Raw genomic sequence first — 17787 nt, 5'->3', positions numbered from 1 at the left:
TGTGACTGTTCCTTATACGCTCACCCGTGTCGGCGTGCTGATGACGGCCGAGCCCGGTAACGAGCTCGAGTCCGAAGGCGTGCTCAACCCGGCCTCCGGCCACACTCCCGACGGACAGCTCTACCTACTGCCGCGACTGGTTGCTGCAGGCAACGTGTCGCGCGTCGGCCTGGCCGCGGTCGAGCTGGTGGACGGCGTACCCACCGGCGTTCGGCGCGAAGGCGTCGTACTGGCACCGGACGAGGGGTGGGAGCGCGGCCTGAACAACGCCGGGGTGGAGGACCCACGGGTGACGTTCATCCCGTCGCTCGGCCTGCACGTGATGACGTATGTCGCTTACGGCCCGCTCGGGCCGAAGCCCGCGCTCGCGGTGTCGTCGGACCTGCGGGAGTGGCGGCGGCTCGGTCCGCTGCATTTCGAGTACCAGCCTGCGCTGGACACGGATCTGAACCTCTTTCCGAACAAGGACTCGGTGTTCTTCCCCGAGCCGGTCCGCGGTCCGGACGGCGAACCGTCGTACGCGATGTTGCACCGGCCGATGTGGGATCTGGGCTGGTTCCGCGACGGCGAAGGTGTTCATCTACCGGCCGGGGTGACCGACGAGCGGCCGGGGATCTGGGTGTCGTTCGTCCCGGTTTCCGCAGTTTTGGAAGACCTCCGCAACCTCGTCCATCTGCGGAACCACCGGCTGGTGGCCATGTCCGAGTATCCGTTCGAGGAGCTCAAGATCGGAGCCGGCCCGGCGCCGTTGCGGGTGCCGGAGGGATGGCTGGTGATCCATCACGGGGTCACCGGCGAGCAGCCCGAGGGATTCGATCCAACGACCCAGAAGGTTTGCTACGCGGCGGGTGCGCTGATCCTCGATCCGGACGATGTGACGAAGGTGATCGCTCGGACGAGTGAGCCGATCCTGGTCCCGGAGACCGAGGAGGAGAAGGTCGGAACGGTCGGCAACGTCGTGTTCCCGACCGCGATCGAGGAGGTGGACGGCGTCCGGTACGTCTTCTACGGCATGGCCGACGCAGCCATCGGCGTCGCTCGCCTGGACCGGCTCTCATGAGACCCACCCGGCGTACCGTCCTCGCCGCGGCCGCCGCTGTCGCCGGCAGCACCGCCATACCGGCCTCAGCCGAAGGCTCGCACCGGTTGAGCAACCTCGCACACCTCGACTACCTCCGTACGTCGGTCACCCCGCCACCGACGCCGGGTCACACCACGTACGGCGCTGGTCCGATCGGCGTGCTTTGGACGTACGCCGATCGCCAGTCCGACGGCTCGTACCGACGGATCGGCGGCGGCCCGTACGACGCCGCCACGGACACGTACAGCCAGGGCGCGTTCAACGCCGACGACATCGCTCGCGCGGCTGTCGTCTACCTGCGCGGCTCTTCACTGGCCACAGCTCGTGATCTCCTGCGCGGTCTGGCCTACCTGCAGTCGCCCAACGGCAACGTGGTGCTCTGGATGCAACCTGACGGCTCCCTCAACCCCAGCGCGGATCCAGTCGAGCTTCCCGACCCCTCCGACTCCGGACCGTCCTTCTGGCTGGCCCGGACCGTGTGGGCGCTGGGGGAGGGCTTCGAGGTCTTCCAGCACGTCGACCGCGCCTTTGCCGCTTTCCTCAAGACCCGACTCGACCTTGCTATCGCCGCTCTGGAACGCCAGGTGCTGGTGCGGTACGGACAGTGGAACGTCGTCGACGGTCGTCGCCTGCCCGCATGGCTCATCGTGAACGGGGCAGACGCCACATCCGAGGCCGTCCTCGGCCTGGCCGCCTACGCCCGCGCCGGCGCGCCTGCCCGCGTCCGTCGGGCGCTGGCCCAGTTCGCCGAGGGCATCGCCGCGATGAGCGCCGGGTCAACTCGCCAGTGGCCGTTCCGTGCCCTGCTGCCTTCGGCGGAGACGATCTCGATGTGGCACGCCTGGGGCGCACAGATGCCCTCCGCACTAGCCGCCGCTTCGGCCGTCCTGAAGTCTCCAACCCTTCTCGAGCCTGCCGTCGGTGACACCGCCGGCTTCACTCCGCTGCTGCTGACAGCAGGCGGCCCCGACAACGGCTGGCTACCCGCACCGATCGACCGCACCCAAATCGCCTACGGCGTCGACGCCCGCCTGCAGGGCCTACTAGCCGTCAACCGCCCCGGAACCCGGCACCTCGCAGCCTTCGTAGCCGGCTGGTACTTCGGCGCCAACCGCGCCGGTCTCCCGATGTACGACCCGACCACCGGCCGCACCTACGACGGCATTGCGGCGGACGGCACCATCAACCGCAACTCCGGCGCCGAGTCAACCATCCACGGCCTCCTCTCGATGCTCGCCCTGGATGCGGAGCCGGCCGTCGCCCGGCTCGCCCGCCGACTGACCAAACCGACGTACGACGGCATGCAGGTCATCGAAGCCGAGTCCGCGGCAGGGCCCGGTCAGGTGATCACTCCGCCGTCGGCCTGGACGGGGGAGTCACAGTGGAGTGGTAACGCCTACCTGCAGTTGTCAGAAGGGCAGTCCGCTGTGTGGAGCCTGCCGGTGGCGGCCCAGCCGCGCTATGTGCTGCCGGTAGTGAACCTCGTCGACGATCCAACAGCTGGAAGCACCACCTGGACCTCCGACGGAATCCTCGGCACCATCGATCACCGCGCAGCAGGCCCGCAAGGCATCTCCGCCGCACCAGGCGCACTGCAGCCCATCACCCTGCCAACCCCACTCCCGGCCGGTGCCACCAACCTCACCACCACCGCCAGCGGTCCAGCACAGCTCGACGCGCTCCTCCTGGTCCCCGTGCTGAGCAGCATGCAAGCCGGCCCAGCCACCCTGATCACCAACCTAAGCCCCCATCCCCGGCACCTGAGTCACCCCGCCCACTGCTACACCCCCTCCGGCCACCGCACCACCGGCCCCCGAACCGTCGTACCGGCTGGTGGTTTCGCCATCCGCCTCACCTGAGCGCCTCAGCACACCACTCGGCCACAAACGCAAGCGCCTGCCCACGCTGGTGGTACAGGTGCCGGCTGTCCGCTTCTTGGTGGTACGCCTGGTGACTCTCCAGCCCTGCTCGACCGAGGAGGTGGGGGAGCAGCCAGGCGTACTTGACGCCAGACGCCAGCACAGCCCGCCGTACGTCGTCGCTGTCGCCCCGCCGGCCCGCCTCGTCGAGACCGGCGAGGTAGCCGGTGATACAGGTGTCGGCGAGCTCCGCCTGGCGCTCAGCCGGCCAGAACAGATCGAAGACCGCATCCGGGATGTGGTTCCCGATGTCCTCGCCGAGCGCGCCGTCCCCGGTGAAGGCCCAGTCCAGCAAGGCGAACTCGCCGGTGGGGCGCTGGATCACGTTGGACACCCACAGGTCGAGGTGGCAGTGCGTCCGTGGCGAACTCTCCACCAGGTTCAATAGCTTCCCGCGGTTGGCCAGCAGCTCTCGCCACGCTTTTCGAAGCCCCACCGGCCAAGTCTCCGCGATCAGCGGCTGCCGCCACGCGTCATCCTCGTCCACCAGCTCCCACGGCACCTCACGCGTTGTCGAGTACTCCCGCAGGAACCCCCGCGACGTCCACTCGCGTTCGCCGGCCGCTCGCGACGTCGAGTCGCGTTCCCCGGCGGCTCGCGCCTGCCAGCGCCCACAGGCCCGCGCCAATGCGGCGTGCTCCGCCAGCCCGAAGTCCGTGCCAGCCAGGCCAGTCACGTCCTCCAGCATCAGCACGGCGCCACTGTCGGCCTCCACAACCTCGGCGTCCGGCAACACCAGCCCCGCGGTGGCGAGCTGCTCCCGCAACGCCTCGTCGCGGTAGACCTCCACCTCTCGCCGCCAGTAGTTCCAATGCCGGGGATCCTGGGAGGCTCCCCACGGATCCCCGCTCGCCTCGACCGGCCGCCGCAGCCGCTTGCGGATCGCCGTACGACCGTCGGCATAGGTGAGCCGCTCCACCGTCTCCGTCACCGCGTTCAGCGGGTTGTGCCGGAGCGTGGTCGCCTGCGGTTGGCTCATCGCAGCAGTGTGCTCGGCGGGTGGCCTGTCAGTGCTTTCACATCCCGGGTGAGGTGCGCTTGATCGGCGTATCCGCTGATCGCGGCGACCTCTGCCAGGCCCTGGCCGGTCCGCGCTCGGTCCAGGGCCGCGTTCATCCGCAGTACACGGTCCAGCATCTTCGCGCCGTACCCGAACGCGCTCAGACACCGCCGGTGCAGCTGACGCTCGGAGATCTCGAACTTGCGCGCGAGCCCCAGCACCCCGCGCCCCGCCCGCAGCGTGTCAGCGCGGACGTGCTGGAACACCTGCCGAGCAAACGGATCGGCCGGCGTCTCCATCAACTCCGTCACGGCGAGGTCCAGCTCCGTTGCTGGGTCTGCCGCGGCGCGGACGCGGTCGGCCAACTTGCGGCTGCGACTCCGCGACCACAGCTCGCTCAATGGCACCCGCTCGTTCAGCAGCGCATTCGCCGGTACGCCGAGGAACGTCGGTGCGTCACCCGGTGCGAACCGGAGCCCGGCGTACCGGGTGCCCGGTCTCGCCGTACCGGTCCAGGCCCGCGAGTCAGGGCCGGCAACCACCAGATCGTCGTCCATCAACAGCAGATCCATGCACCCGTCAGGCAGGATCAGGTAGTCCCCACCCGGCGCCGTGCGGGTCCACACGGTAGCTCCGGGCAGGAGCGCAGGGCGTTCGACGGTCACAACTCCAGTCTGCACCGCCCACCGACAATCCAACCCCAGTGTCCTATCGCGCGACGTCGTACACCGTCACACCCGTCGGCACGTATTTGACCAGCGCAACGTTCTCCCGGACCAGCTCCTCGGCCGTGATCCGGCCGGTGCGCCGGTCGATCACCGACCGCCAGATCTCGTTCCGCCGGAAGTAGTCTGTCCCGCTCCGCAGGAACCGCTCGCCCTGCGCGAACACCCGGTACGACGTCGCGGCCGGTACGTCGGCGCGAATCTCACCCTCGAGATACCGATCGCTGACCCCGACCCGGAGCTGGAACGTCTGGTCGGTGTCGTTGCGGAACTGCAGGTCCACGTAGTTGTAGACGATGCTGCAACCGACACCCCACGGCAGCACGCGGCCGTTGTCCGGGAACGGGTCGAAACTGTGGGTGGATCGCTGCGTCACCGTCATCGGCGAGTGCAGCACCATCCAGTGCAGCAGGTTCGCCAGCTGGCAGATGCCGCCGCCGATCCCTGGCCGCGCTTGGCCGTTCGACAGTCGCATCCCAGGGAGATAGCCCTTGCGGCGCGTCGCATTCCCCACCAGCTTGTTGAAGGAGAACGTCTCGCCCGGCCGGATCACCAGACCGTCAACCTGCTCACACGCGAGCCGCAGATTGGTGATCTTGTTGTGCTGCATCCACATCTCGGTCTCGCCGAGCTGACGCAGCAGCAACGACTTGTGCTGTTTGACCCGCACCGGCAGATCGCCAGTACGTCGCTCCCGCGCGTACGCCGTACTGGATCGCAGCCACTCAACGCGTTTCCGGGCGCGGTGGTAGCGCACCGCCAGTGGGTACAGCGCGGGCACTCGCTCGGCCCAGCGTCGCCGACGCGCACCCGGAGCGACCCGGGCGCGCTCTGCTGCACTGAGTTCGTCAAGCCCGATCCGCCAAGCGAAACTCGTCTGACCGGGTCCACGAGCCGGCACCACCCCAGTGGATGCCGCTCGTGCGACCCGCCCCACCTTGGTATTGCTTTCGCGCATTTCGTTCCCCCGAACGACTCCGGCCTGGCGACCGCCTCGGCAACGGTACGCCGGGGGCCCACCAGTCACATGACGACAGCTACACGATCACATTGCGCTCTAAGGACTCCCGGACTCCGCGGTTTGTTCGCCCCGCGCCCGAACGGTCTCCCGATCTGCCCGAAAGCTCACCCCACCTCGAGTGCAGTGCAGACCCAGCGGTTGCGGCGGATCTCCATCCGCAGCGCGATCGCCCGGGAGCGCCCGCCGTGCCGCACGTGCGCAGCGACCTCGGCCACCTCCGAGTTCGGCCGGCAGACCCGCACTGACTGCAGTGCACACCGCTCCCTGATCCCGCGACCGTTGGCCGTGGTGGTCAGCCCCAGCAACCGCACCCGCCGATTGAGCTCGACGAACACGTCCTCATCGGTGAACCGCACCAACTGCGCCACCGGACGATCTCCCGCCAGAACCTCCGACACCGCCTGCGCCAACCGCCCACCCCAAGCACGCGCCTCCGGAACAACCGGCCGCGTCCCATCGACCGCCGGCACCACCCCCAGCCGGGTTCGCTGCCGCTGAGTCGAGGTGCTGATCTCCTGGTACGCACTGCTCATGTCACTGCTCCTTGTGGATGGGCGGCACTCGCAGTACTTGGCCGGGAACGATGAGATTCGGATCGGCGCCGATCACTTGCCGGTTCGCGGCATACCACTGCAGCCAGCGCGCACCGATCTCCCGATCCGTCGCCTGCACCCCAAGCTCCCGCGCCGCGAGACCCCAAAGCGTCTCCCCAGCCGCCACAGTCACCCGCCCCAATCGCACCTCCGCGTACCGCGCCACAGCCCCCGGCCGATCCGGCACCCGCACCCCACCAACCACCGGCACCCGCTTCCCCACCGCGGACCGCGGCTCGGTCGCGTGGAGGTCGGCGCGAGTTGCGCCGATTGCTACCGACGACTGTGGCTCGGTGGTGCGCCAGGTGGCGGCGGGGTGGGCGGCTCCGGCCTGTGGTGTTGGCCAACCGTGCGGCGAGGCTGCCTGTGCGACTCCGACGGTGAGGGGAGTGACTGCGGCGACGCCGAGGGCGGAGCGCAGTAGCGCTCGGGAGGTCGTGGAGGTGATACGGGCAGCGAGCACGCCAGCTGCCGTACCGATCGCTCCAGGGAGGTGCTCGAGTGCCGTCGCGAGCACCGCGAGGACCAGCCACCCGTAGGCGACCCATGCGACCGTGCCGACCGCGAGCACGGTCAGCGAGTCCAGGTCGTGGCTGTTGGCGGTCGTGATCGTCCCGGCCGTCACCCAGCGCAGTGCGACCCCGGCGGCTCCCAGCGCGCCGATCGCCAGCAGGCTCTTCGTTCCTCTAAGCATCCCGTTCACCTGCGATCTATGAGTTTGCATTAGTTTGCTTTGGCTTGATCACTATAGACCCGAAGTGGCGACAGTTTGCAAGTGAATGCGTCACGGAGGGTGAGGTAAGTTGGCGGGTATGCAGTGGGACGCGCTGTTCGAGGACCTGGAATCGCAGTTCGACGCGCTCCAGGAAGGCGACCTGTACGGCGAGGTCGCGGACCGGATCCGGACCGAGGTCGGGAAGATCACGGTGCTCGACCGGCTCCGGGGTGCGGTGGACACGGTTGTCCGGATCGAGTTGGCCGCCGTCGAGCCGCTGCAGGGACTGCTCACCCGTGTCGGCAAGGACTGTCTGCTGATCGAGGCCGACCGCGGGGAGGAGTGGCTCGTGCCCGTCGGTGCACTGGTCGCCGTGCACCGGCTCGGACCGTGGGCCGAGCCTGCGGTCGGCGCGGTGGCCGGGAAGCTCGGCCTCGCGCACCTGCTCCGCGGTATCGCCCGGGATCGCTCACCGGTGACCCTGTTCTGCGGCGGAATCCCGATCACCGGCACGATCGACCGCGTCGGCGCGGACTTCCTCGAGGTCGCGGAGCACCCCCTCGACGCGCCCAGGCGCCGTACCGAGGTCTACAACGTCCGGCTGATCCCCACCCAGGCCTTACAAGCCGTGCGCCGACGCTAGAGCTGAGCGTCCTCGGCCTCTTCGCCGAACGGATGGGCGTCGATGAACTGCTTGGTCTCGGTGTAGAGGCGCTCGATGTACTTCTCGAGCTCGATGGCCTCGACCCGCCACTGCCCGCGGCCGCCGATCTTGACCGCGGGAATGTCACCGCGGCGGACCAGGGCGTAGACCTGGTTGGCGGAGATGTTCAGGACCTCGGCGACGTCGGCGAGCTGGAGGAAACGCGGTGCCGGCATCGAGGAACTCCTTCAGGTAGCAGCGGGTTCCTTCAGTTTGCCACGGTTCGCCCGAGGACGATCAAGTTTGTCCCCAACCCATGACGGCCTGTGGATGACTGCCTACGCAGAGTCGTCAAACACGGCAGAATGCACACCAGAAGCGATCGACACTGGGGAGCCGACGTGGTGGACACAGCAGTGCGGAGTGGCTTCGGAGCGCCGTCGGTCCCGGCACAGCGCACCCGGCGGGCGCGCTGGAAGGACGGTCGCCTCGTCCTGGGCGTTCTGCTCGTGGCCATCACCGCACTGGCCGGTGCGAAGCTGCTGTCGTCCGCCGACGACACCACCACGATCTGGGCGGCCAAGCGCGACCTGTCCGCCGGGACCAAGCTGACCGCCGAGGACCTCACCACCGTCCGCGTCCGCTTCACCAGCGGTCAGGACGCGGACCAGTACGTCGCTGCTGACGCGGAGCTGAAGGGCTTGGTCGTGGCTCGCGCGATCGATGCCGGTGAGTTCGTGCCGCGCGACGCCGCCGTACCGCAGGCCGACAGCGACCGGACCGAGCTGCCCCTGTCGGTGGCGACCGGCAGACTCCCGTCGGACACCGCCAACGGTGACCAGATCGACATCTGGGTGGTGCCGAAGGACGAGGGGCAGGCGGCCAAGCTGCTCTGGAGCAACGTCCGCGTCCTGCAGATCGACTCCGTGAAAGGAGTCGCAGGCGGCTCCGCGCGCAGACAGGTGCTGGTCGCGCTGACCCCGAAGGACCTGCAGAAGCTCCCGGCCGCGCTGACCGCGATGAGCCAAGGTGAGCCGACTCTGGTCCGGCGGGCGGCCTGATGGCGATTCCGGTCCTGCTTGCGGTGACCGGCGCGCCGTGGGAGGCAGACGTCGTACGCCGGACCGAGCGCGCACCGGGCATCCGGGTCGTCCGGCGCTGTGTCGACATCGCGGATGTGATGGCGGCCGCGGCGAGCGGTCAGGCCCGGGCGGTGCTGCTCGCCGATGACCTCGTGCGGCTGACCTCCGATGCAGTGTCCGCGCTGCACGCGCGCGGCATCGCCGTACTGGCTCTGGTCGATCCGAGCGAGACAGGCGAGGCGTTCGGTCCTGAGGACCGGCTCAGCCGGATGGGGATCGAGCGCATCCTGCCCGCCGACGTCAGCCCGGAGGATCTGGGCCGCGCGATCACTGACGCGGTCGACGCCGGCCCGCCGATCGCACTGTCGCACTTTGCCGGCGGCTTCGTGCCGACTGGCGGGGAGACCGAGCACAGGTCGGCCCAGTCGGAGTACGCCGCAGGCACTGGTCGCATCTTCGCGGTCTGGGGCCCGACCGGTGCACCCGGCCGGACGACGGTCGCGGTCGGCCTGGCCTCCGAGCTCGCCGCCAGAGGCCTGCCCACCCTGCTTGCCGACTGCGATGTGTACGGCGGCACAGTCGCCCAGCAGCTCGGGATGCTCGACGAAACGTCCGGCCTGGCCGCCGCCGCCCGCTCCGCCTCAAGCGGGACGCTGGACATGATGACGCTGGCCAAGCACGCCCGTCAGGTGGAGCGGCACCTGATGGTGCTGACCGGCCTGAGCCGGGCCGACCGCTGGACGGAGCTGCGAGCGGCCGCGGTCGAGTCGATCTGGTCATCCGCGCGGCTGCTGTCGCCATGCACGATCGTCGATCTCGGGTTCTGCATCGAGACCGACGAGGAGATCTCCTTCGACTCCCTCGCCCCACGGCGCAACGGAGCGACGGTCGCGACGCTCGAGGAAGCCGACGAGGTGATCGTGGTCGGGTCCGCCGACCCGGTCGGCCTGACCCGGCTGATCCGCGCGATCCACGAGGTGCGCGGCCTCGTCCCCTCGGTCAACCTCCGCGTCGTGGTGAACCGCGTCCGCTCCGGATCCCTCGGCAGCACCCCGGCGGAGGCGGTCGCAGACGCCCTCGGCCAGTACGCCGGTCTCCAGGCGGCCGCCCTGCTGCCGTACGACCTGGGCGCGGTGGACGCGGCGATGGCGCACGGCCGCAGCCTGGCCGAGGCCGCGAAGTCCAGCAAGCTCCGCAGGTCCCTGCAGCAGCTCGCCACCTCGATCGACCGGACCTTCGTCCGGTAGCCAGGGTCCGGCCCAGGGAGATATGGGGGTTAACCCCACCGACACCGGCCCGCTCGTGTGTCAGGCTTCTGAGGAACAAGGAGGAGAGCGATGTCCGAGGCGCAGAGGCGGTCGGCGAGCACGATGAGCGCCGAGCGCAGATACGGGATCGCGATCTCGGTCGCGCTGATCCTGGGTGGCGTCTACTGGGCGCTCACCGGTCTGACCGAGGGTCCTCGGAGCGGGCAGACGACCTACAAGCTGGACGATCCGACGCTGGTGGTCGAGGGGAATTCGACCAGTGTCGAGATCCGGCCGGGTGACGGCGACGAGTTGAAGGTGGATCGGCAGTTCGAGCGCAATGCGCTCGGGTCCGACCCGACCGACACGTTCAAGGACGGCAAGCTCCAGCTCAAGGAGACCAACTGCGGATTCCTCTCCTTCGGCTGCAAGACGGCGTACGTGCTGACTGTGCCGCGCGACGTCAAGCTGACGGTGAAGAGCACCAGCGGCCCGATCAAGGTCTCCGGGATGACCGCCGACACCGAGCTCAAGACGAGCTCGGGAGACATCGAGGTCCACGACGTCGCCGGCACGCTCCGGATGGAGTCCAGCTCCGGCGGCATCGACGCCGACGGGCTGAGCGCGAGCACGGTCACGACCAAGAGCAGCTCGGGCAGCGCCGAGGTCGTCTTCGCCACCGCGCCGCTGTCGGTGGACGCGAAGTCCAGCTCCGGTGACGTGACGGTCAGGATCCCGTCGGGGCCCGAGACCTATCACCTCGAGACCGATACCTCGTCGGGTGACAACGAGCCGGAGATCCGGCAGGACCCGTCCGCCACCCGCACGATCAAGGTGAAGACCTCATCCGGCGACATCGACCTGGGGTACGGCAACTGACAGTGACCAGCAGGACCACGTCGGTGACCCAGTTTTGTCCTGAGTAGTCTTGCCGCCATGGCAGAGGTCGACGCGGTACCCCGTGGGTTGCTGGTGGACTGGGGTGGCGTGCTGACCTCGGAGCTGGATCCGGCGTTGCGGCGCTGGGCCGAGCTGGACGGGTTCGACTTCGATTCCTACGTGAAGGCCGTGATGGCCTGGCTGCCGGTCGAGACCGCCGAGACGGCGGAGATCAACCCGGTCCACGCCCTCGAGCGCGGACAGATCGCCGTACCGGATTTCGAGCGCAAACTCGCCACCATCCTGATCCGGCCGGACGGCAGCCAGGTGCCCTCCGAGGGCCTGATCGAGCGGATGTTCGCGCATTTCGAGCATCAGCCGGCGATGAACGCGCTGGTCCGCCGGGCCAAGGCACTCGGCATCCGGACCGCCCTGCTGTCGAACTCGTGGGGGAACAGCTATCCCCGCGACACCTGGGACGGCATGTTCGACGACATCGTCATCTCCGGTGAGGTCGGGTTGCGCAAACCCGAGCCGGAGATCTTCCTGCTCGCGGCCCGCCGGGTGAACCTTCCGCCCGCGGCCTGCGTCTTTGTTGACGACCTGCAAGTGAACGTCGACGGCGCCCGTGCCGTCGGTATGACCGGCATCCTGCACACCTCGTACGACGAGACCCGGCGCGAGCTGGAGTCCCTGTTCGGAGCAGACCTGACGTGAGCACGACGACCACCAGCTCCACCGCATCCCAGCCGCTCGACCGGCGCCGTACCGTGATCGTCGTGGTCGCCGCCGCGGTCCTGGTCGCGCTCGGCGCCTGGATCGGCGGCAAGTACCACGGCATGATCGACCTGCGCGTGTACCGGCTGGGAGGTGACGCGCTGCTGCACGGCCCGGCCCTGTACGACGCCAAGCTGCCGGGGATCGGGCTGCCGTTCACCTACCCGCCGTTCGCGGCGATCGCCATGGTGCCGCTCGCGCTGGCGCCCTGGGGGCTGGCCCTGGTCGTCTGGACGACCGCGTCCGTGCTCTGCATCACCCAGCTGTGGCGCGCGAGCCTGCCGAAGACCTTCTGGTCGTTCGTCACCCAGCGCAAGCGGACGGCGGTGCTGGTCGCGCTGACCATCGTGTCGCTGCTGCTCGAGCCGGTCTGGGCGACGATCGACTTCGGCCAGATCAACCTGTTGCTGACCGCAATGATCCTGCTGGACCTGACCCGGCCGAACGGCGCCCGCCTGCGCGGGTTCTGGCTCGGTGTCGCGATCGGGGTCAAGCTGACCCCGCTCCCGTTCCTCGCGCTGCTGGTCGTCACCAAGCAGTGGAAGGCCTTGCGGAACGCGATGTTGGGCCTGCTCGCCACGATCGCGATCGGGTTCGCGTTCGCCCCGCGTCAGTCCTGGCGCTACTGGACCGAGGTCGTCTTCGATGCCAACCGGGTCGGCGGCATCGCCTACAGCGGCAACCAGTCCATCAACGGTTTCCTGCACCGCCTCGGCAACACCGCGAGCTGGGTGCAGCCGACCTGGTTCGTTGCCTCGGTCATCGTTGGCCTGGGCGTCCTCTGGCTGGCTCGCAAGTACTGGCTGGCCGATGAGCGCGTCACCGCGATCGCCGTGATGGCACTGGCCGTCCTCTACGCCTCCCCGATCTCGTGGAGCCACCACTGGGTCTGGATCATCCCGCTGGGCGTCAGCCTGATCCGCGGCGTCAACCGCGTCTGGGGCCTCAACCCAGCGGTCGTCGCCGGGGTGCTCTGGTACGGCCTGTTCGTGCTGCGCTCGATCTGGTGGGTCCCGTACCGCGACGACCGCGAGCTCGCCTGGACCTTCTGGCAGTCGATCCCGGGCAACTCACACCTCATCCTCGGCCTGATCGCCTTTATCGTCCTAGCGATCACCAGCCGCGGCCTCACCCGCTCAACCGCCTAACCCCTCCGCTAACGTCCGACAGACCTGCAGGGGTGGTCTCCGGATCGTCGGACGTTAGCTGGGGCTAGGAGGAGAAGAGGAGGAGCAGGCCGCCGGCGGTGTAGCCGACCATGACGATCAGCAGGGGGAGCTGACCCGCCAGGGCCTTGTGGCGCGGGAACAGCGCAACGGCGCGGTCGTGGGCGGAGATGACACCGAGCAGGTGACCGCCGACCACGGCCAGCACCTGGATGACCGAGATTGCCGTGCTGTGGTTGGTGATTCCTGTGTTCACCGCGAGCAGCCCGGTACCGAACACGTTGGCGCCGTTGCTGAGCGGATCACTCAGGTAGATGAGCGTCCGCTGTCCCTCCAGGATGAACAGCGTCAGATAGTGCGCGATGACGTAGCCCAGGGCAATCGGTACGACGGAATGCGCGAACAGCCCGGGCAACGACGTACGGGAGCTGTCCGACAGTCGCCCGGCGAGCAGGGTGGCACCGGAGTAGGTGCCGAGCACGAAGAGCATGAACACGATCAGGGCCGCCGTACCGAGCCAGGTCATCGAGATGTCCTGGTTCTGCGCCCATCCGACCCACGCCGACGAGTTCGAGAAGCCGTCGTACGCCGTCGAGCCCAGGAGCGCGGCAACCATGCCCACGAGCCCTGGCTGGGCTTTCAGGCCGTCCAGGTTCTCGAGTGGTCGCCGTACGACCAAGGAGCCATCGGTACGGCGGCCCCACGGGGACAGGCGGGACATGAGGGTCGCGTAGACCTCGAACGGGTCGCCGGTCGCGAACCACCGGTCACCGAACAGGACCGCGCCGAAGAGGGTGATCACCACGTAGAGCGCGATCCACGCCTGCAGTACCGGGATGGTGGCCCGGTCGGGGGCGACGAGCTCCAGCCAGGTGAACGCGAAGATGCCGAGGGCGGCCGGCCAGAGGCCCAGGCGCGGCGACAGCGTCAGCAGGCCCTTCGACGGCGGCTGCCGCAGCAGCTTGCAGAGCAGCAGATGCAGCGTGCGCAGCGGATTCAGCGTCCGCCAGACCGGGCCGAGCAGGATCGAGATCGGTACCAGGCCGACCCACAGCAGGATGTAGATGAAGCCGAAGATCGGGTTCGTCAGCCGGTCCACGCCGAACACCAGCGCGAACATCGCGTAAAGGAAGATCGCCAGCCCGACCAGGCGGACGATCCAGCGGAACCAGGCCGCGTCGACCATCCGGGTGATTGCGCCGGGCAACGGCTTCCCGGACCTGTTGCCCTGGTACTTGGGGGACCGCCAGGCAAGGCCCAGTACGACGAACGAGACCGCGACCGCGACCGCCGCACCGCCGACGGCCAGGCCGAAGGGGATCGGCAGGTCCTGGCGACCGCCGATCCCGTGCAGTGGGATCACGAGACGACGAGCTTCGCTACCAGCTTGCCGCTCTTGTGGGTCTCGACCTCGAAGGTGCCCTTCATGTCCGCGGTGAACTTCACCTGCGCGGGCTTGCCCGGGGTGAGCTCGAGCTCCTTGTCGTACCCGTGGATGTGCAGCTCCTCGTCGGCGTCGCTGACCGCGGTGACCAGCACGGACTGACCGGCCTTCACCTTGACGGTCGCGCCGCTCGGGTTGACCTTGCCGTTGGCAACGGTGATGGCCAGCGTCACGTCAGCCTGGTCACCGGACGGGTCGGCCGTGTTCGACGGGCCGGACGAGTTCGGCTTGCCCGGCGTCGGCGTGTTCGTCGGTACGTCGGTCGGCGCGGTCGTCGGGGCGGTCGTCGGGGTGCTGGGGGAGCCGCCACTGCTGGAGTCGTTGCCACAGCCGGCCAGGACGAACAGGGCCAGTGCGGGCAGGAGAGCGGTGGCGGTACCGCGAGCGATCGTCGAACGCATGGGTCGAGGGGCCTTTCAAAGGGTCTGTTCAGTTCTCCGGGGTGCGGGGCGCACCCTCTTGCCTGACGAACACGGATGACTCAGTGTTCCCATCCGGGCCAGTGTCGCAGCCCACTGTCCGTGGGGACGGCTAGGGTGACGGAAAGCTATCCGCCAGAAGGGGAAGGTGACGTTCATGCCAGACCGGCTGTCATCGCTGGATCTCACCTTTCTCAAGGCCGAGTCACCGGCCACCCCGATGCATGTCGGCACGGTCGACATCTTCGAGCCGCCGGTGCACGGTGACGACGAGTTCGACTACGAGAGCCTGGTCGCGCTGATCCGGGACCGGATCGCGTTCGTGCCGCGGTACCGGCAGCGGGTCCAGCAGGTGCCCGGCCGGTTCGCCGGGCCGGTCTGGGTGGACGACGAAGAGTTCGACATCACCTTCCACGTACGGCGCTCGGCGCTGCCCCGGCCGGGGACGCATGCCCAGCTGCTGGAGCTGGTCGCCCGGATCATGTCCCGGCGGCTGGACCGGGCCCGGCCGCTGTGGGAGATGTATCTGGTCGAGGGTCTGCAGGGCGACCGGTTCGCGATCATCGCCAAGTCGCACCAGGCGCTTGTCGACGGCAACAGCACGGTCGACATCGGTCAGGTCGTGCTCGACGCGACCGCCGAGCCCAAGGAGACCCCGACCGACACCTGGCAGCCCGAGCACCCGCCGTCCGCCCTGGAGCTGCTGGCCGGCGTCTTCGCGGACGCGACCCGGCACCCGACCGCGGCCCTGGAGCTGGCGCGGGCCGAGATGGCCAGCCTGACCGGATCGACCTCGGTCCGCGAGGTCCTCGGCGGCGTGGTCGGCTCGTTGGCTGCTCGGCAGCACGCCCAGGAGAGCTCGCTGCACGTGAAGACCTCCGGTCAGCGCCGCTTCACCACGGTCGAGACCAACCTCGAGGACTACCGGACCGTCCGGGCGATGCACGGCGGCACGGTCAACGACGTGGTCCTCGCGGTGGTCGCGGGCGCCGTACGGGCCTGGATGATGACGCGCGGCGAGGGCGTCGGCCCGACCCGCAGCGTGCGCGCCGTCGTACCGGTCAGCATCCGCGACGACGATGACGAGGAGCCGACCTCGCTCGGCTCCCGGGTGATCGCGTCCGCGGTGACGCTCCCGGTGGGGGAGAACTCCCCGGTCATGCGGCTGCACCAGATCTCGTACCAGACCAAGGTGCACAAGGACACCGGTCGTGCGGTCAGCGCCCGCTCGCTGGTCGGTATCGCCGGGTTCGCACCGACCACCCTGCACGCGCTCGCCGCCCGGGTCGCCACCGCCACGGTCCGTCCGGCCGACGACGTGGTGATCACGAACGTGCCCGGACCGCAGTTCCCGCTCTACGCCCAGGGCGCTCCGATGCTGGCGTCGTACCCGGTCGTCCCGTTGATGCCCGGACAAGGCCTGTCCGTCGGCGTCACGTCGTACGACGGCAAAGTGTTCTACGGGCTGAACGCGGACCGCACCGCGATGCCCGATCTGGCTGTTTTCGCCCAATGTGTGACCGATGCACTGGACGAGCTGGTCGATACCACCAAGGGCAGCCGCAACCGGGCCTCCCGGGGGCGGAAGAAGCCCCGCGGTGGTGCCACCAAGAAGGCGGGTACATGAGGGTCTACATTCCATCCACGCTGCGGCTGCTCGACGAGGCCTGCCACGCGGGCGAGTTCGGGCCACAGCCGCTCACGGTCTACGCCGTGACCCCGGCGCTCCGGGAGTGGTACGCCGAGGGCGACGACGAAGAACTCGAGTACGCCGCGATGGCGCAGGCCGCCCGGGCCTCGGTCGGCCTCCTCGCCGCCGATCCCGGTACGCCGCGCCGCCGGGTGGTCGTCTCCGCCGAAGTGAGCGCCGTACCGCCCGCTGACGGTGCCGCCGAGCTCGGTGACGCCCGGCTGGAGCTGCACGTAGTCGTGCCGTGGCGCGCTGTCGCCGCGGCCCATCTCGACTCCGCCGACGCTGCCGGAACGGTCGAAAAGGCCGCAGAATTGTGGGCAGCGGCGCAGAACGGCGACGACGACGCCGTCTTTGCCCTCGACTCGTGCGAGGGTGAAGATCTGATGTGGTACGCGACCCAGGAGATCCCGGATCTGCTGGCCGCGGAAGGTCCCCGCGGCAAACTCTAGGGAGCTGGTGACATGCAGGCCATCTGGAAGGGTGCCATCTCGTTCGGGATGGTGACGATCCCGATCAAGGTGTTCTCGGCGACCGAGGAGAAGGACATCTCCTTCCGTCAGGTGCACGTCGCCGACGGCGGCCGGATCCGGTACAAGCGGATCTGCTCGATCGACGGCGAAGAGGTGCCGTACTCCGATATCGGCAAGGGCTACGAGATGCCGGACGGCCGGATGATCGTGCTCGAACCTGACGACTTCGCCGACCTGCCGCTGACCAGCAAGAAGGTCATCGACGTCCTGGAGTTCGTCCCCGCCGACCAGGTCGACCCGCTCTACCTGGGCAAGTCGTACTACCTGGCCGCCGACGGCGGCCCCGGCGCCAAGCCCTACGTGCTGCTCCGCGACGCCCTCGAAGGCTCCGAGCTGTACGCCCTGGTCAAGGTCGCGCTCCGCTCCCGCGAGAGCCTCGGCCTGCTCCGCACCGTCGACAACATCCTGATCCTCCAGGTGATGCTCTGGCCCGACGAGATCCGCGACGCCGCCTTCGCCGCCCCACCCGAGGACGTCGAGATCCGCTCCCAGGAGAAGGCCATGGCCTCCTCCTACATCGACACCCTCCGCGGCGAGTTCAACCCCGACCAGTACCACGACGAATACCGCCAGGCCCTCGAACAGGTGGTCGAGGCCAAGGCCGCCGGCGTCCCCCTCCCCGCCGAGTCCGACGAGGAAGAGACCGAAGGTGCCGAGGTCGTGGACCTGGTAGCCGCCCTCCGAGCCTCCGTAGAAGCAGCCAAGGCCCGCCGAGCCGGCGGCGGCGACGCCCCCGCGAAGAAGACCGCGGCCAAGTCACCCGCCAAGAAGGCCGCCGAGCCCAAGAAGGCCGCCGCCAAGAAAACGGCAGCCAAGAAAACCGCGAAGAAAGCCGCCAAGAAGTCCGCATAAG

The 17787-nt window shown here is 68.8% G+C and carries 19 protein-coding genes; 11 read left to right on the top strand and 8 right to left on the bottom strand.

What is annotated here, in order from left to right; genetic code table 11:
* Window position 1 precedes the first annotated feature (1 nt).
* Both ACFCV3_RS05040 and ACFCV3_RS05035 read left to right on the top strand, forming a co-directional pair.
* Window positions 2–1060 carry a glycosidase gene (locus ACFCV3_RS05040; protein ID WP_376026201.1) on the top strand — a complete coding sequence of 353 codons (1059 nt, stop codon included), beginning with the start codon at window positions 2–4 and terminating at the stop codon, window positions 1058–1060.
* Window positions 1057–2940, top strand: a complete 1884-nt coding sequence (locus ACFCV3_RS05035) for a hypothetical protein (RefSeq protein ID WP_376026199.1) — start codon at window positions 1057–1059, stop codon at window positions 2938–2940. Before ACFCV3_RS05040 ends, ACFCV3_RS05035 begins: the two co-directional genes overlap by 4 nt.
* Here ACFCV3_RS05035 and ACFCV3_RS05030 read toward each other — a convergent pair.
* From ACFCV3_RS05030 to ACFCV3_RS05010, 5 genes are all read right to left on the bottom strand, one after another.
* On the bottom strand, window positions 2933–3979 hold the full coding sequence (locus ACFCV3_RS05030) for an aminoglycoside phosphotransferase family protein (RefSeq protein WP_376026197.1): 1047 nt from the start codon (window positions 3977–3979) through the stop codon (window positions 2933–2935). The two genes, ACFCV3_RS05035 and ACFCV3_RS05030, sit on opposite strands and share 8 nt — an antisense overlap.
* A complete protein-coding gene (locus ACFCV3_RS05025) occupies window positions 3976–4665 on the bottom strand; it encodes a helix-turn-helix domain-containing protein (protein WP_376026195.1) in 690 nt (229 codons plus the stop codon). The genes ACFCV3_RS05030 and ACFCV3_RS05025 overlap by 4 nt, the downstream gene beginning before the upstream one ends.
* A gap of 43 nt (window positions 4666–4708) precedes the next feature.
* Window positions 4709–5683 carry a VanW family protein gene (locus tag ACFCV3_RS05020; protein ID WP_376026193.1) on the bottom strand — a complete coding sequence of 325 codons (975 nt, stop codon included), beginning with the start codon at window positions 5681–5683 and terminating at the stop codon, window positions 4709–4711.
* A gap of 167 nt (window positions 5684–5850) precedes the next feature.
* Entirely contained in the window at window positions 5851–6279 is a 429-nt protein-coding gene (locus ACFCV3_RS05015; protein WP_376026191.1) for an Rv3235 family protein, read from the bottom strand.
* Between the two features lies 1 nt (window position 6280).
* Window positions 6281–7033 (bottom strand): LysM peptidoglycan-binding domain-containing protein, encoded by a 753-nt coding sequence (locus ACFCV3_RS05010; RefSeq protein WP_376026189.1) that lies wholly within the window; start codon window positions 7031–7033, stop codon window positions 6281–6283.
* 118 nt (window positions 7034–7151) lie between these two features.
* Between ACFCV3_RS05010 and ACFCV3_RS05005 the strand changes: the two genes are divergently transcribed.
* On the top strand, window positions 7152–7697 hold the full coding sequence (locus tag ACFCV3_RS05005) for a hypothetical protein (RefSeq protein ID WP_376026188.1): 546 nt from the start codon (window positions 7152–7154) through the stop codon (window positions 7695–7697).
* Here the strand turns inward: ACFCV3_RS05005 and ACFCV3_RS05000 are convergent.
* Window positions 7694–7933, bottom strand: a complete 240-nt coding sequence (locus tag ACFCV3_RS05000; protein ID WP_376026186.1) for a helix-turn-helix domain-containing protein — start codon at window positions 7931–7933, stop codon at window positions 7694–7696. The genes ACFCV3_RS05005 and ACFCV3_RS05000 overlap by 4 nt on opposite strands.
* A 165-nt stretch (window positions 7934–8098) precedes the next feature.
* On the opposite strand from ACFCV3_RS05000, the gene ACFCV3_RS04995 reads away from it, so the two are divergent.
* The 5 genes from ACFCV3_RS04995 to ACFCV3_RS04975 all read left to right on the top strand — a co-directional run bounded on the left by ACFCV3_RS04995 (window position 8099) and on the right by ACFCV3_RS04975 (window position 12830).
* Complete coding sequence (locus ACFCV3_RS04995) at window positions 8099–8758, top strand: SAF domain-containing protein (RefSeq protein WP_376026184.1); 660 nt, start codon at window positions 8099–8101, stop codon at window positions 8756–8758.
* Window positions 8758–10026, top strand: coding sequence for a CpaE family protein (locus ACFCV3_RS04990; protein WP_376026183.1), 1269 nt, complete (start codon window positions 8758–8760; stop codon window positions 10024–10026). The genes ACFCV3_RS04995 and ACFCV3_RS04990 overlap by 1 nt, the downstream gene beginning before the upstream one ends.
* A 90-nt stretch (window positions 10027–10116) precedes the next feature.
* A complete protein-coding gene (locus ACFCV3_RS04985; protein WP_376026181.1) occupies window positions 10117–10905 on the top strand; it encodes a DUF4097 domain-containing protein in 789 nt (262 codons plus the stop codon).
* Between the two features lie 57 nt (window positions 10906–10962).
* Window positions 10963–11622: an HAD family hydrolase gene (locus tag ACFCV3_RS04980; protein WP_376026180.1), complete on the top strand. Its 660-nt coding sequence runs from the start codon at window positions 10963–10965 to the stop codon at window positions 11620–11622.
* Complete coding sequence (locus ACFCV3_RS04975; RefSeq protein ID WP_376026178.1) at window positions 11619–12830, top strand: glycosyltransferase 87 family protein; 1212 nt, start codon at window positions 11619–11621, stop codon at window positions 12828–12830. The genes ACFCV3_RS04980 and ACFCV3_RS04975 overlap by 4 nt, the downstream gene beginning before the upstream one ends.
* Window positions 12831–12894: 64 nt before the next feature.
* On the opposite strand, the gene ACFCV3_RS04970 is transcribed toward ACFCV3_RS04975, so the two are convergent.
* Both ACFCV3_RS04970 and ACFCV3_RS04965 read right to left on the bottom strand, forming a co-directional pair.
* Complete coding sequence (locus ACFCV3_RS04970) at window positions 12895–14211, bottom strand: hypothetical protein (protein WP_376026177.1); 1317 nt, start codon at window positions 14209–14211, stop codon at window positions 12895–12897.
* A complete protein-coding gene (locus ACFCV3_RS04965; protein WP_376026175.1) occupies window positions 14208–14693 on the bottom strand; it encodes a cupredoxin domain-containing protein in 486 nt (161 codons plus the stop codon). Before ACFCV3_RS04965 ends, ACFCV3_RS04970 begins: the two co-directional genes overlap by 4 nt.
* Before the next feature lie 175 nt (window positions 14694–14868).
* On the opposite strand from ACFCV3_RS04965, the gene ACFCV3_RS04960 reads away from it, so the two are divergent.
* The 3 genes from ACFCV3_RS04960 to ACFCV3_RS04950 are packed head-to-tail and all read left to right on the top strand — an operon-like array spanning window position 14869 to window position 17786.
* Window positions 14869–16338 carry a wax ester/triacylglycerol synthase family O-acyltransferase gene (locus tag ACFCV3_RS04960; RefSeq protein WP_376026173.1) on the top strand — a complete coding sequence of 490 codons (1470 nt, stop codon included), beginning with the start codon at window positions 14869–14871 and terminating at the stop codon, window positions 16336–16338.
* A complete protein-coding gene (locus ACFCV3_RS04955) occupies window positions 16335–16853 on the top strand; it encodes a DUF6912 family protein (RefSeq protein WP_376026171.1) in 519 nt (172 codons plus the stop codon). Before ACFCV3_RS04960 ends, ACFCV3_RS04955 begins: the two co-directional genes overlap by 4 nt.
* 12 nt (window positions 16854–16865) lie before the next feature.
* Entirely contained in the window at window positions 16866–17786 is a 921-nt protein-coding gene (locus ACFCV3_RS04950) for a Ku protein (protein ID WP_376026169.1), read from the top strand.
* Window position 17787 lies beyond the last annotated feature (1 nt).

It is taken from the genome of Kribbella sp. NPDC056345 (genome assembly GCF_042262745.1).
Taxonomy (GTDB): domain Bacteria; phylum Actinomycetota; class Actinomycetes; order Propionibacteriales; family Kribbellaceae; genus Kribbella.
The sequence above is the reverse complement of the archived record's forward strand: the minus strand, read 5'-3'. Positions and strand labels throughout refer to the sequence as shown.

Bases quoted from the DNA above. Each gene is read 5' to 3' on its own strand.
- ACFCV3_RS05035 (WP_376026199.1), top strand. From the start codon at position 1,057: ATGAGACCCACCCGGCGTACCGTCCTCGCCGCGGCCGCCGCTGTCGCC.
- ACFCV3_RS05030 (WP_376026197.1), bottom strand. From the start codon at position 3,979: ATGAGCCAACCGCAGGCGACCACGCTCCGGCACAACCCGCTGAACGCG.
- ACFCV3_RS05020 (WP_376026193.1), bottom strand. From the start codon at position 5,683: ATGCGCGAAAGCAATACCAAGGTGGGGCGGGTCGCACGAGCGGCATCC.
- ACFCV3_RS05015 (WP_376026191.1), bottom strand. From the start codon at position 6,279: ATGAGCAGTGCGTACCAGGAGATCAGCACCTCGACTCAGCGGCAGCGA.
- ACFCV3_RS05010 (WP_376026189.1), bottom strand. From the start codon at position 7,033: ATGCTTAGAGGAACGAAGAGCCTGCTGGCGATCGGCGCGCTGGGAGCC.
- ACFCV3_RS05005 (WP_376026188.1), top strand. From the start codon at position 7,152: ATGCAGTGGGACGCGCTGTTCGAGGACCTGGAATCGCAGTTCGACGCG.
- ACFCV3_RS05000 (WP_376026186.1), bottom strand. From the start codon at position 7,933: ATGCCGGCACCGCGTTTCCTCCAGCTCGCCGACGTCGCCGAGGTCCTG.
- ACFCV3_RS04990 (WP_376026183.1), top strand. From the start codon at position 8,758: ATGGCGATTCCGGTCCTGCTTGCGGTGACCGGCGCGCCGTGGGAGGCA.
- ACFCV3_RS04985 (WP_376026181.1), top strand. From the start codon at position 10,117: ATGTCCGAGGCGCAGAGGCGGTCGGCGAGCACGATGAGCGCCGAGCGC.
- ACFCV3_RS04980 (WP_376026180.1), top strand. From the start codon at position 10,963: ATGGCAGAGGTCGACGCGGTACCCCGTGGGTTGCTGGTGGACTGGGGT.
- ACFCV3_RS04965 (WP_376026175.1), bottom strand. From the start codon at position 14,693: ATGCGTTCGACGATCGCTCGCGGTACCGCCACCGCTCTCCTGCCCGCA.
- ACFCV3_RS04960 (WP_376026173.1), top strand. From the start codon at position 14,869: ATGCCAGACCGGCTGTCATCGCTGGATCTCACCTTTCTCAAGGCCGAG.
- ACFCV3_RS04955 (WP_376026171.1), top strand. From the start codon at position 16,335: ATGAGGGTCTACATTCCATCCACGCTGCGGCTGCTCGACGAGGCCTGC.
- ACFCV3_RS04950 (WP_376026169.1), top strand. From the start codon at position 16,866: ATGCAGGCCATCTGGAAGGGTGCCATCTCGTTCGGGATGGTGACGATC.